The sequence below is a fragment of the Vibrio sp. E150_011 genome (assembly GCF_053544015.1).
The window spans coordinates 1-13,187 of sequence record NZ_JBHFOL010000013.1 but is presented as its reverse complement, the minus strand read 5'-3'; the positions used below and the strand labels follow the sequence as shown (position 1 = coordinate 13,187).

Sequence of the window (13,187 nt, the reverse complement as noted above, 5' to 3'; positions counted from 1 at the left end):
TATTTTATATTTTTAGGAGATCCACTATGCCTGTAACTAATTTAGCTGAACTCGATGCACTCGTAGCACGCGTGAAAGCAGCACAAGAAGAGTTTGCAACTTACTCACAAGAGAAAGTAGACGCTATCTTCCGTGCAGCATCACTCGCTGCCAACCAAGCTCGTATTCCTCTAGCGCAACAAGCGGTAGCCGAGTCTGGCATGGGTATTGTTGAAGACAAAGTAATTAAAAACCACTTTGCTTCTGAGTTTATCTACAACAAATACAAAGATGAAAAAACGTGTGGCATTCTTGAAGAGAACGAAGAATTCGGCACAATGACTATCGCAGAACCTGTTGGTATCATCTGTGGTATCGTTCCAACAACGAACCCAACATCAACAGCAATCTTCAAATCGCTTATCTCTTTGAAGACTCGTAACGGTATCATCTTCTCACCACACCCACGTGCTAAGAACTCTACCAACGACGCAGCAAAACTTGTTCTTGATGCAGCAGTAGCAGCAGGCGCACCAAAAGACATCATTGGTTGGATTGACCAGCCTTCAGTTGAGCTTTCTAACGCGCTAATGAAGCACGACGGTATTGCACTTATCCTAGCAACTGGTGGTCCAGGCATGGTTAAAGCAGCATACTCATCAGGTAAACCAGCAATCGGTGTTGGTGCAGGTAACGTTCCTGTTGTTATTGATGAAACTGCAGACATCAAACGTGCTGTAGCTTCTGTTCTTATGTCTAAAACATTCGATAACGGCGTAGTTTGTGCTTCTGAGCAAGCAGTTATCGTTATGGACGAAGTTTATGACGAAGTGAAAGAGCGTTTTGCTACTCACAAAGCTCATGTACTAAGCAAAGCTGACGCGGATAAAGTACGCAAAGTACTACTAATCGACGGTAACCTAAACGCGAAGATCGTAGGTCAACCTGCAACAGCTATCGCTGAGATGGCGGGTGTTAAAGTGCCTGCAGATACTAAGATTCTTGTTGGTGAAGGCATCGGTGAAGTGTCTTACGATGATGAATTTGCTCACGAAAAACTGTCTCCAACTCTAGGTATGTTCCGTGCTTCTTCTTTCGAGAACGCAGTAGCACAAGCTGTGACTATGGTTGAAATTGGCGGTATCGGCCACACATCTGGTCTATACACTAACCAAGACACTAACGCAGATCGTATCCGTTACTTCGGTGACAAAATGAAGACGGCTCGTATTCTTGTAAACATCCCAACTACTCATGGTGGTATCGGTGACCTTTACAACTTTAACGTTGCACCTTCTCTAACTCTTGGTTGTGGCTCATGGGGTGGTAACTCTATCTCTGAGAACGTAGGTCCTAAGCACCTTATCAACAAGAAAACTGTAGCGAAGCGAGCTGAAAATATGTTGTGGCACAAACTACCTAAGTCAATCTACTTCCGTCGTGGTAGCCTTCCAATCGCAATGAGCGACTTAGAAGGTAAGAAGCGTGCATTCCTAGTAACAGACCGTTTCCTATTCAACAACGGCTACGCAGATGAAATCGTTAAGCTACTTAAAGCTCAAGGTATCGAAGTTCAAACATTCTTCGATGTAGAAGCAGATCCAACATTGTCTGTTGTTGAGAAAGGCGCTGAAGCAATGAAGAGCTTCCAGCCTGACGTTATCCTAGCACTAGGTGGCGGTTCTCCAATGGATGCTGCGAAGATCATGTGGGTAATGTACGAGCACCCAGAAACTCACTTCGAAGAACTCGCAATGCGCTTTATGGACATCCGTAAACGTATCTACAAGTTCCCTAAAATGGGTGAGAAAGCTGAACTAGTATGTATTACTACTACTTCAGGTACAGGTTCTGAAGTTACTCCTTTTGCTGTTGTAACTGACGACAAAACAGGTGCTAAGTACCCACTAGCGGATTACGAGCTAACGCCAAATATGGCTATCGTTGATGCAAACCTAGTAATGAACATGCCTAAGTCTCTAACAGCATTTGGTGGTTACGATGCAGTAACTCACGCTCTAGAAGCTTATGTTTCAGTTCTAGCGAACGAATACTCAGATGGTCAAGCTCTACAAGCACTTAAGATGCTTAAAGAATACCTACCATCAAGCTATGCAAATGGTGCCGCTGACCCAATCGCTCGTGAGAAAGTACACAATGCCGCGACAATCGCTGGTATCGCGTTTGCGAATGCTTTCCTAGGTGTATGTCACTCAATGGCGCACAAACTGGGTGCTGAGTTCCACGTACCACACGGTTTAGCTAACGCATTGTTGATTTCTAACACGGTACGTTACAACGCGAACGATAACCCAACGAAGCAAACAGCATTCTCTCAGTACGCAAGCCCACAAGCTCGTCGTCGCTATGCAGAAGTTGCTGACCACCTTCGTCTAAGCCAACCAGGTGACCGTACTGCTCAGAAGATTGAGCGTCTACTAGCATGGTTAGAAGAGCTGAAAATTGCACTAGATATCCCGCTATCAATTCAAGCTGCTGGTGTTCCAGAAGCTGACTTCCTAGCGAAACTAGACCAGTTGTCAGTTGAAGCATTTGATGACCAATGTACTGGTGCTAACCCACGTTACCCACTAATCAGTGAGTTGAAAGAAGTACTAACGGCTTCTTACTACGGTAAAGCGTTTGTTGAAGGTGAAACGTTTGAAGGCACGACTGTTATTAAGAAAACAGACGAGCAACAAGCGGCTAAGCCAGCAGCAAAAGCAAAAAAAGAAAAAGCTAACGCTTAATTGAGAACGTAGTTTTCGCTAGCACGAATACTATTTCGGGAAAAGATCAAAGCCCCTCTTCAAAAGAAGAGGGGCTTTTTTTATCGCTTGAAAAGCGTGGTTTGAGAATAGGGTGCTGCTTCAATTAAACCGTCTTAGTAGGCAGCCAGCGCAAGTGTAAAGAACCATATAACTACGCCTCCGTGCTAACAACTCGACCGCTAAAGTAGTCATTGGTGATGATGTATTCGGTCGTACGCGTCAACTCGTCTTGTATTTCAGACCAGTTCCCAGAAAGGTTAAAGTTGTGGCTTTTCACCGGTATAACGCCGCCAACACGAACATTATGAGGCTCAAGTTCTTTTGCCCAACTCTTAGTAAAACCTGTGACCATTGAGGTCGTATTCTCTAGATCACTGTGGTGTTGGTCTGGCTCTTGAGCAACAACGTTAACGATGACACCAGACTGGCCGCTAGACATTCGTTCGGCCGCCACTTGCCCAAACATGAAAAGGCTCGATGCCAATAGTGAAAATTGCGTAATAAACGCCTCGCCGGATACTGAATTCGTTAATGACTGCTGAGGTAAGGAGAGCCAATGATTAACGAGAACATCAGGCGTTCGACCTGAGCGGCTTTCCACGGTATCAAACAACGTTTCTATGGACGAGATGGAAATGTCACTCACTAGAATTTTATCAACTCGCTGAGTTAAATTTTGGCAGCGCTGGTAGGTATTCTGTAATCGAGAGTCACTTGTATCACAAAGAAAGACGTGTGCCCCTAAACGAGAAAAGTGAATAGCAAGCATCGCACCTAGGGTAGTTCCAGCAGATGTGATGAGTACTATTGAGTTATCAATAACCATAAAGACTCCGAATAAGGGGGGTCGGTTGCACCTAAAAAGGTAACGTCAGCAAGTTATTAACTTGGTATATAAAAATTAGATGAGATGTGAATGGTGTCAAAGTTTTGCATATGAGTAGGGTTGGGAGCGACTAATTATGCAACTCATCACAATCCGCATGAGAGCGAATGTCGATGTTGCATTCATTGCCACCTTTGTTAAGTGGTTATAATCGAATTGAAATTTGGTCTTTTCTGTAAGCCGTGGAGAGCTGATTATACAAAATATCGATCGTCGGATTTGTTTTTGTCTTGCTCAGTTGTCGGCGAGTGTGACCAGATAGATTTTGATAGACCTCTTCGGCTAAGCCTTGAGTGTCGACAGGTTGAAAACTCAATGGTTCCGGAGAACGATAATGATGTAATTTTGCGCTTGCTAGGCCGCCTTGATGGAATTGGTTTGCTATGGCTGCCGAGTTACTATAATCGTCGAGATCCCCTTTGAGCTTCTGGGCTGTGGGAACATCAAATCTCTTTTTTAATGCTTTTTCATCAGTAATAGAGGTGTCAAACTCTTCTACTACGCTAGTTTCTCGAGAGTCATGGCTTAGCATAGACAATAACAATGAAAAATCCGCGCGTCTACCTTGGACAACGGCACGGCTAAGTGATGTGCCACATTGTAATTCGTTGATTAAATTTGCTTTGTCTACTGTATGAATTTGCATAGTACCCTCGATGTTCACTCTCTTTATCGGCAAGTGTGAGGGGCACTTTAGGGTTTCTTTTCAACTGAAATAAAAAAAACTGCACAAGGCAGGTTTTATAAAATCAGTTGAAACTCTAGTTTATTGAGCTAGATTTTTTTCAACGAAAGACCAGTTTACAAGCGCCCAGAAGCCATTCATGTAATCAGGACGAACGTTGCGGTAATCGATATAGTAAGCGTGTTCCCAAAGGTCAACGGTTAGCAGCGGCGTTACGCCTTCTTCAGTCAGCGGAGTGGCTGCGTTTGAAGTGTTGACGATGTCGAGTGTGCCATCTGCTTTTTTCACTAACCAAGTCCAAGAAGAACCAAAGTTGTTGATTGCAGAATCCGTGAACTTAGCTTTGAATTCTTCAAAAGAACCAAATGCTGCGTTGATTGCTTCAGCAACGGCGCCTGTTGGTTCACCACCCGCGTTTGGCGCTAGGCAGTGCCAGTAGAACGTGTGGTTCCAGATTTGTGCTGCATTATTGAAAATGCCACCAGTTGAAGTCTTCACGACTTCTTCTAATGTTTTGCCTTCAAACTCAGTACCAGGAACAAGGCCGTTAAGCTTAACAACGTATGTGTTGTGGTGCTTACCGTAATGATATTCCAGAGTCTCTTCTGAGATATGTGGTTGTAGAGCGTCTTTCGCGTACGGAAGTGCTGGTAGTTCGAATGCCATTGCTCGCTTCTCCATTGAGTGGTTTAGGGGTATTAACCCTTTGATTGCTTCCAATTTATTATATATATGAGTCAATGTATTGACTGACTGGTTTCTATTTTAGCAAGTTTTTACTTTATTAAAAGAGATATCTCTCTTTTCTTACCGTCAAAAGCCTACTATTTAGGTTGTTTTAGTCGATAATATGGCGTCTGTTGTCACCAAATGCACACTAAAACGAGTTAATTATATAACCTTATAATTATTGTGCTTTTTATTCTGTGTCGATTCGCTAGAATGTGAACACATCCGCAGTACTAGTATTTCGAGGAAGCAATGGAAACTATCGATAAAATCAAACAGCAAATTGAAGAAAATACGATCCTTCTTTATATGAAAGGCTCACCAAAGCTGCCTAGCTGTGGTTTTTCTTCACAGGCATCACAAGCGCTAATGGGCTGTGGTGAGAAGTTTGCCTATGTTGATATTCTGCAAAACCCAGACATTCGCGCAGAGCTGCCTAGCTATGCTCAATGGCCTACATTCCCACAATTATGGGTTGAAGGTGAGTTGGTTGGTGGTTGCGATATCATCATGGAAATGTTCCAGAAGGGTGAACTTCAACCATTAATTAAAGAAGCAGCAGCACGCAGTGCTGGTGATGCTGAATAGCAGGCAATGGTCTAATTGATGTTACTGCACTCGCTGAGATTAGCGTGACATCTTAGGCAACATTATAGAAAAAGGCTTGGTCAGTGACCAAGCCTTTTTGTTATTTTCTATTCTCGTACAAGCAATTCATCGGTGATGTTTATAGCACCATCGCTGCAATCCAACCAAAGATAATCAGTGGTAAATTGTAGTGAATGAACGTAGGTACTACGGTTTCCCAGATATGTTCGTGCTGGCCATCAGCATTCAATCCAGAGGTAGGACCGAGGGTCGAATCTGATGCCGGAGAGCCTGCGTCACCCAGCGCTGCGGCGGTACCAATAAGTGCAACCGTTGCCATTGGAGAAAACCCGAAGGCCAGCGAAAGTGGCACGTAGATTGTGGCAAGGATTGGGATGGTCGAGAATGATGAACCAATACCCATAGTCACAAGCAGGCCGACGACAAGCATCAATAGGGCTGCGAGAGGTTTATTATCGCCAATACTCGTCGATAGTGCTTCAACCAAAGACTCTACGCCGCCAGTTTGCTTCATCACCGCAGCAAAGCCAGCCGCCGCAATCATGATAAAGCCGATCATTGCCATCATGTGAACACCTTTAGTGAACACGTCGTGGGTTTCTTTCCAAGCAATAACGCCGCCGAAAGTGAACACCATAAAGCCAGCTAATGCACCAATAATCATCGAGCCAGAAGTCAACTGGACCGCTAATGCAGCGACGATACCGGCTAAAGCAACCACGATGTTTTTCTTGTTGATGTGTGCAGGTTCGTTGTCGACCTGCGTCATTTCAGTTTCTTTGTATTCACGCGGCTTGCGGTAACTAAAGAAGACCGCGATGGCCAGACCCGTCAACATCCCGATGGCGGGAAGAATCATCGCCATTGGTACCTGAGCGGCAGTAATCGTTTCTAGCCCATTGTCGTGGAGGTTTTTAAGCAAGATGTTGTTTAAGAAAATACCACCAAAACCGATAGGTAAAATCATGTATGGCGTGACCAGACCAAACGTTAGAACGCAAGCAACCAGTCGGCGGTCAAGCTTCATCTTGGCGAATACACCTAATAGAGGTGGGATCAAAATTGGAATAAAGGCGATGTGCACTGGAATCACGTTTTGAGAGGACACCGTCACCAAGATTAGCGCAACCAGTACCGCGTACTTTAGGCCAGTCGCTGATGCTGCGTTCTCTTTACCATGGATGCGTTTGATGACACTTTGCGCCAGCAAGTCAGTGACGCCTGATTTGGAAATCGCGACAGCAAACGTACCTAACATGGCATAACTCAATGCGATGGTTGCACCGCCACCTAGGCCGCCTTCAAAGGCGCTTACTGCGTCGGTGAGTGACATACCAGAAACGACACCACCAACAATGGCACTAAAGGTCAACGCAACGACTACGTTGACACGCATCAGTGCGAGTAGCAGCATGATGCAAACGGAAATAACGACAGGGTTCATAATAAGCTCTAAAATGTTGTGTTTGAATTATTGTTCATTGTTGTCAATAAGCGGCCAGCCTCCAAGAGCCTTCCATTTATTAACGATTCGGCAGAATAACTCTGCTGTTTTCTGAGTATCATACAGTGCCGAATGGGCTTCTTTGTTGTCAAATTCCATTCCTGCGGTTTTACATGCTTTTGCCAAAACGGTTTGACCAAACGCAAGGCCGCTCAATGTGGCGGTATCAAAAGTCGCAAAGGGATGAAAAGGGACACGTTTTAATTTTGAACGTTCATTCGCTGCACTGACAAAACTGTGATCGAAGTTAGCATTGTGAGCAACCATAATAGCTCGGCTACAGTCGTGCTGCTTCTGTTCTTTTCTTATGACTTTATAGATTTCTTTTAGCGCTTCTTGCTCCGGTACGGCGCCACGAAGCGGGCTAAAAGGGTCACGTACACCAATAAACTCAAGTGCTTCTTTTTCAAGGTTTGCGCCTTCGAATGGCTCGATGTGATAGTGCAAAACACTAGCAGGGACGAGATTTCCCTCATCATCCATTTTCAAAGTGATGGCACAGATTTCGAGTAGCGCATCGGTCTGGGCGTTAAATCCAGCCGTCTCTACATCGACAACAACAGGAAAATAGCCACGGAATCGCTTTTTTAAGGTGAGAGCTTCGTTTTCTACAGTCATTTCAGATCTATCAGTGGTGGCGAAGGCTGCATTATTGCAGATAATGGCCTTATAACAAACCTGCCACGGCATTTAATTTGGTCACTATTTGGTGCTATTTATCGAATCTATTGCTCATTTTCATTGGTAACGGTTGTTATGTGCATTCGGTGGAAGCTTATGTAGTGATATACCAACAGCAAGTGCAATGGGTGGTGAAAAGTTAACCTCTTCAATGCCTGGTGATGAATTTAAATAATTGGCTAGGATTTTGCAGTGTTGAGTAGAGATCTAATAATCTAGAATCGTCGCGGCAATGATATGCCGCTAAGACGCTAACGTTGAGTCTATTTATCACTATGAAATTGAATGTCACATCTACATTGCCGCTGGTACCTCGGTTTTTATCTGGGGCATTGTTATCTACGACTTTGCAACCTAGAACTCTCCGACCTAGAACATTGCGCCCTAGAAGAGGGTTATCTAGTGCGTTGCTATGTGGAGTCGTTTTTTCTAGTTTACTGATACCTCAAGCAGAAGCGGCAATTGAAAAACGTTATGTCGCGACACCAACACAATCTCAGTGGGAGATGGTCACTAACACTCCGTTAGAATGTCAGCTCGTTCACCCCATTCCTAACTTTGGTGATGCTCAATTTACCTCCAAAGCAGGTAAGAAGATGAACCTAGACTTTGAATTAAAGATGCGAAGAGCGATGGGTGAGACGCGCAATGTAAGTTTGGTTTCTATGCCACCGCCTTGGCGGCCAGGAGATAGCGCGGATCGCATTTCAAACCTGCAGTTTTTCAGACAGTTTGATGGGTACGTTGGTGGGCAAGCCGCATGGAGCTTATTGAGTGAGCTTGAAAAAGGCCGCTATCCCACGTTTAGCTATCAAGACTGGCAAAGTCGAGATGAACGGATAGAAGTCGCATTATCATCGGTATTATTTCAAGCCAAGTACAACGTGTTCAGCCAGTGTATCGCTAACCTGCTTCCTTACAGTTTCGAAGATATCTCGTTTACAATCCTTCACTACGATGCCAATAGCGAACAGTTAAATAAAACGTCGCAGCATCGCTTACAGCAAATCGCCGAATACGTTCGCTTCAACCAGAATATCGATTTAGTCTTGGTCTCTACTTATACTGATTCGACAGAGTCCAAGAGTGAAAGTCAGCAGCTATCTGATAAGCGAGCGTTGATATTGCAGGATTACTTTCAGTCTTTGGGATTACCCAAAGATCGAATTCAGGTGCAGGGATATGGCAAGCGTCGACCAATAGCCGATAACTCCTCACCGATTGGTAAAGCTAAAAACCAACGTGTTGTCATCTCGTTTGGGCGCACAAATGTCTAGCTTACCTAATTCTAACTTACCTAATGACGAATTGACAATGACGTGAGTGTTACGAAAAGAGCGTGCTAGGAAGCACGCTCTTTGATTAGAAGGGCATAATTTGAGGGGGGATTATTACCCCTCCAAACCAGCGCTTGCTTCCTTGTTTTGGATTAACTCAATCATGTAGCCGTCCGGGTCTTTGACGAATGCAATTTGAGTTGAGCCGCCCTTAACGGGACCTGGCTCACGAGTGACGTTGCCGCCAGCCGCTTTAATTGCATCACAAGTGGTGTAGATATCATCAACGCCAATGGCAATATGACCGTATGCTGAGCCTAGGTCATACTCAGTAACGCCCCAGTTGTAGGTTAGCTCAATCACCGAACCTTCTGATTCGTCGCCAAACCCTAGAAATGCTAGCGTGTACTTGTATTCAGTATTTTCATTTTTACGTAGCAGGTTCATTCCAATCACATCGCTATAGAAAGAAATGGATTTATCAAGATCCCCTACGCGTAACATGGTGTGTAAGATACGACCGTTTGACATGACATTGCTCCTTAATTGTCGGTAATAGCCAGAGCATTTTCGAATAACGCTTCGGCTATATGTCTACTTTTTCTTTGAATTCACATAAATCTTCGATGATGCAGCTTCCACAACGTGGTTTGCGTGCAACGCAGGTATAGCGTCCATGAAGAATGAGCCAGTGGTGCACATCGAGCTTAAATTCACTGGGTATAACCTTGAGGAGTTTCGCCTCAACATCGTCAACCGTTTTTCCCATCGCCAGTTTAGTGCGATTAGAGACTCTGTAAATATGTGTATCGACGGCAATGGTTGGCCAACCAAAGGCGGTATTCAAGACGACGTTGGCGGTTTTTCGACCCACACCAGGTAACGCTTCTAGCGCTTCTCTATTTTCAGGGACCACGCTTGCGTGCTGCTCAACCAAAATACGGCATGTCTTAATCACGTTCTCAGCTTTTGAATTAAATAAGCCAATCGTTTTGATATAGTCTTTTACCCCGTCTACACCTAGAGCAAGAATGCCCTCTGGTGTATTAGCAACAGGGTAAAGTTTGTCTGTGGCTTTGTTGACGCTCACATCGGTCGCTTGTGCAGATAAAAGAACGGCGATCAGTAACTCGAATGGACTGCTCCAATTAAGTTCGGTCTCCGGCTTTGGATTGTTCTCGCGGAGTCGTTCTAGAATTTGTCTTCTTTTTATATTATTCATTGCTGACTAACTTTTTCTTCCAGTGAATAAATGCTCAGTATTCGTGTCCGAACGGTGCCAGACATCGGTGAAGCATGATTAGTTTGTCACTCTTGCTCTTTCTATTGCAGGCTTGTCTTGTTTAGGCTGACGCATTTCAATTTTTCTATCAATGACATTCTTAAGCGCAATAAGAAAACCTACGCCGATAAACGCGCCAGGGGGTAATAACGCGAGCAAGAACTGGCTGTCGAATTGAAAGACTTGAATTCGTAACGCTGACGCCCAGTCTCCAAGTAACAAGTCTGCGCCGTCAAAGAGCGTACCGTTACCGATGATTTCGCGCATTGCGCCTAGCAAAACTAAAACAGCCGTCATACCTAATCCCATCCATAAGCCATCAAGTGCGGCAGGCAAGACTTCATTCTTGGAGGCAAACGCTTCTGCACGTCCAATAATGATGCAATTCGTCACTATTAATGGAATGAAGATGCCTAGCGATAGGTAGAGTCCGTAGGCGTAAGCATTCATTAATAATTGAACACAGGTCACCAACGCCGCAATGATCATGACAAAAACGGGTATTCGAACTTCTTTTGGGACGTAGTCGCGAATGAGTGACACCGTGACATTAGAGCCAACTAAAACAGCAAGTGTCGCTAACCCCAATCCTAGGGCATTCGTCACCGTTGAAGAGACCGCGAGCAATGGACATAAACCCAATAATTGCACCAGAGCAGGGTTGTTGTCCCACAAGCCATTTTTTGCGAGTTGTCTAGATGTACTCATGATTTACCTCCACAGTTTAACGGCTGCTTGAGAATAATGTCGCGGTTAGCATTAACATAGTTAACCGTATTTTTAACGGCCTTTACGACTGCTCGAGGGGTGATGGTCGCGCCAGTAAAGGAATCGAACTGGCCGCCATCTTTGCGCACGGCCCACTCAGAGTTATTGTCAGGGGTCACTTGCTTACCAGTGAAACTTAACATCCAATCTGTGATCCTAAGATCGATCTTATCACCGAGCCCTGGCGTTTCTTGATGAGACAACACACGAGAGCCCAATATAACACCATTAATATCGATGCCGACAATAATACGGATAGCGCCATTGTAACCATCAGGTGCGATGCTTTCTATTGCCATCGCCGTGGGCGCACCAGATTGAGTCGCAATATAGAGTGGCTGTGCAGAATCGCTACCCAGCAAAGGATCGGTGACAAGCGTACATGACGCATACAATTCATTATCATGGAGAGAATGGGGGATAACCTCATTCAAAGTGGCCTGCAGCTGGGCTCGCTCTTGCTGTAGGATTTGATCTTTTGTCAGATACTGCGTCAACGCCACAATCCCAGTAGAAGCGCAGGCAAAAATAGCCAATGTTAGTCCGTTTTTACGAATCGCGTTTAACATAGTCATTAATGTCCGTAAGTTCTAGGTTTCGTGTAGTAGTCGATTAACGGCACACACATATTGGCAAGTAATACTGCAAAGGCGACACCGTCTGGGAATCCGCCCCATGTCCGAATAACAAACACCATGACACCAATGAAAGCACCATATAGAAGGCGACCTTTTATCGTTGTTGAAGCCGACACTGGGTCAGTGGCAATAAAAAAGGCCCCTAACATGGTTGCACCAGACAATAGGTGTAGCAACGGAGAGGCAGATTCACCTGGATAAATGAGGGCAAACAAACCACTGATAACAATAAGTGAACCGATAAAAGCAGCTGGAATGTGCCATTGAATAACCCGCAATTTAAGGAGCAATAACCCACCTGCCAAGTAAGCCAAATTCACCCACTCCCAGCCAATACCCGCTAAACCAGAAAAGATAGGTTGTTGGAATATTTCAGTCGAGGTATATCCGTTTTTGAAGCCAGTCTTTAACGCATCCAGTGGTGTTGCCATCGTGATGCCATCGATACCGGTGCGGATTTGCTGTAAGGAATAACCATCAACGTCAAAGCCAGTAAAAATCAGTGAAAACGTATCCTGAAAGGTAATTGACTCGCCGCTTAGTGAATGCGGAGTGATCCAACTTGTCATTTCTACCGGAAATGAAATCAACAACACAACGTAAGCGACCATGGCGGGGTTAAATGGGTTTTGTCCTAAGCCACCGTACAGGTGTTTGGCAATAATAATCGCAAAAATCAAACCAATAACCACGATCCACCAAGGTGACATTGGCGGGATAGCCACCGCTAGTAGCCATGCAGTGACGAGTGCACTGTAGTCGCTAAGTGCTCTTTTAGGAGAACGCTTGCGGAGCAACATGATCAGTGCTTCGAGTGTTAAACCAATAATAACGGCCAAACCAAGTTGAATCAGGGTACCCCAGCCGAAAAAGTAGCTTTGCGCTATTAATCCCGGCAGCGCACACAAGGCAACGCCCTTCATCAGATCTGGGGTACGTTTACGACTATGAGCATGTGGAGAGCTAGCAATAAAGAACGACACTAGTTGTTCTCCTTATCTTGTTGTTCATTTTTTAACTTGCGTGCTTTGGCGCGTGCCACCGCGGCGGCAACAGCGGCTTTTTTCGGGTCGACATCGGCCGCGGTATCAGCGTTGGCTGGCTCAGGCAATTCTGGTTCAGATTCGCTTGCCGCTTGCTGAGCTTTACGTGCCTTGGCGCGAGCAATTGCGGCGGCAACGGCGGCTTTTTTCGGGTCGACATCGGCCGCGGTATCAGCGTTGGCTAGCTCAGGTACTTCTGGTTCAGGTTCGCTTGCCGCTTGCTGAGCTTTACGTGCCTTGGCGCGAGCAATTGCGGCAGCAACGGCGGCTTTTTTCGGGTCGACATCGGCAGCGGTATCAGCGTTGGCTGGCTCCTGTCCCTTCTACCCATCTGC

The 13,187-nt window shown here is 45.2% G+C and carries 14 protein-coding genes; 3 read left to right on the top strand and 11 right to left on the bottom strand.

The window, feature by feature from the left end; all coding sequences use genetic code 11:
- The first annotated feature begins 26 nt into the window (after positions 1-26).
- Positions 27-2,729 carry a bifunctional acetaldehyde-CoA/alcohol dehydrogenase gene (gene adhE, locus ACE1OE_RS17455; RefSeq protein WP_449211815.1) on the top strand — a complete coding sequence of 901 codons (2,703 nt, stop codon included), beginning with the start codon at positions 27-29 and terminating at the stop codon, positions 2,727-2,729.
- Between the two features lie 172 nt (positions 2,730-2,901).
- Here the strand turns inward: adhE and ACE1OE_RS17450 are convergent, their stop codons facing one another.
- The 3 genes from ACE1OE_RS17450 to sodB form a co-directional block, all read right to left on the bottom strand.
- A complete protein-coding gene (locus tag ACE1OE_RS17450; protein ID WP_372060800.1) occupies positions 2,902-3,576 on the bottom strand; it encodes an SDR family oxidoreductase in 675 nt (224 codons plus the stop codon).
- Positions 3,577-3,781: 205 nt separating this feature from the next.
- The gene (locus tag ACE1OE_RS17445; RefSeq protein ID WP_449211814.1) at positions 3,782-4,282 is read right to left on the bottom strand and encodes a VC2046/SO_2500 family protein; all 501 of its coding nucleotides are present in this window, start codon (positions 4,280-4,282) and stop codon (positions 3,782-3,784) included.
- 120 nt (positions 4,283-4,402) lie between these two features.
- The gene (gene sodB / locus ACE1OE_RS17440) at positions 4,403-4,987 is read right to left on the bottom strand and encodes a superoxide dismutase [Fe] (protein WP_102467731.1); all 585 of its coding nucleotides are present in this window, start codon (positions 4,985-4,987) and stop codon (positions 4,403-4,405) included.
- A 315-nt stretch (positions 4,988-5,302) separates the two neighbouring features.
- Here sodB and ACE1OE_RS17435 point away from each other — a divergent pair, with 315 nt between their 5' ends.
- Positions 5,303-5,638 (top strand): Grx4 family monothiol glutaredoxin, encoded by a 336-nt coding sequence (locus ACE1OE_RS17435; RefSeq protein ID WP_102467732.1) that lies wholly within the window; start codon positions 5,303-5,305, stop codon positions 5,636-5,638.
- 139 nt (positions 5,639-5,777) lie between these two features.
- Here ACE1OE_RS17435 and ACE1OE_RS17430 read toward each other — a convergent pair whose 3' ends face one another.
- Together ACE1OE_RS17430 and rnt are read right to left on the bottom strand one after the other, a co-directional pair.
- Positions 5,778-7,103 (bottom strand): Na+/H+ antiporter family protein, encoded by a 1,326-nt coding sequence (locus tag ACE1OE_RS17430; protein ID WP_102467733.1) that lies wholly within the window; start codon positions 7,101-7,103, stop codon positions 5,778-5,780.
- A 27-nt stretch (positions 7,104-7,130) separates the two neighbouring features.
- On the bottom strand, positions 7,131-7,781 hold the full coding sequence (gene rnt, locus ACE1OE_RS17425) for a ribonuclease T (protein WP_449211813.1): 651 nt from the start codon (positions 7,779-7,781) through the stop codon (positions 7,131-7,133).
- A gap of 338 nt (positions 7,782-8,119) precedes the next feature.
- Between rnt and motY the strand changes: the two genes are divergently transcribed.
- Positions 8,120-9,121 (top strand): flagellar protein MotY, encoded by a 1,002-nt coding sequence (motY, locus tag ACE1OE_RS17420; RefSeq protein WP_449211812.1) that lies wholly within the window; start codon positions 8,120-8,122, stop codon positions 9,119-9,121.
- A gap of 114 nt (positions 9,122-9,235) precedes the next feature.
- On the opposite strand, the gene gloA is transcribed toward motY, so the two are convergent.
- The 6 genes from gloA to ACE1OE_RS17390 all read right to left on the bottom strand — a co-directional run bounded on the left by gloA (position 9,236) and on the right by ACE1OE_RS17390 (position 12,920).
- Complete coding sequence (gene gloA, locus ACE1OE_RS17415) at positions 9,236-9,652, bottom strand: lactoylglutathione lyase (RefSeq protein ID WP_449211811.1); 417 nt, start codon at positions 9,650-9,652, stop codon at positions 9,236-9,238.
- A gap of 55 nt (positions 9,653-9,707) precedes the next feature.
- Complete coding sequence (gene nth, locus ACE1OE_RS17410; RefSeq protein ID WP_372078765.1) at positions 9,708-10,343, bottom strand: endonuclease III; 636 nt, start codon at positions 10,341-10,343, stop codon at positions 9,708-9,710.
- A gap of 78 nt (positions 10,344-10,421) precedes the next feature.
- A complete protein-coding gene (locus tag ACE1OE_RS17405) occupies positions 10,422-11,111 on the bottom strand; it encodes an electron transport complex subunit E (RefSeq protein ID WP_102470381.1) in 690 nt (229 codons plus the stop codon).
- Positions 11,108-11,740 carry an electron transport complex subunit RsxG gene (gene rsxG / locus ACE1OE_RS17400; RefSeq protein WP_449211869.1) on the bottom strand — a complete coding sequence of 211 codons (633 nt, stop codon included), beginning with the start codon at positions 11,738-11,740 and terminating at the stop codon, positions 11,108-11,110. The genes ACE1OE_RS17405 and rsxG overlap by 4 nt, the downstream gene beginning before the upstream one ends.
- Before the next feature lie 5 nt (positions 11,741-11,745).
- Positions 11,746-12,792 (bottom strand): electron transport complex subunit RsxD, encoded by a 1,047-nt coding sequence (gene rsxD, locus ACE1OE_RS17395; RefSeq protein WP_372060806.1) that lies wholly within the window; start codon positions 12,790-12,792, stop codon positions 11,746-11,748.
- On the bottom strand, positions 12,792-12,920 hold the full coding sequence (locus ACE1OE_RS17390) for a hypothetical protein (protein WP_449211810.1): 129 nt from the start codon (positions 12,918-12,920) through the stop codon (positions 12,792-12,794). The genes rsxD and ACE1OE_RS17390 overlap by 1 nt, the downstream gene beginning before the upstream one ends.
- Positions 12,921-13,187: the final 267 nt, after the last annotated feature.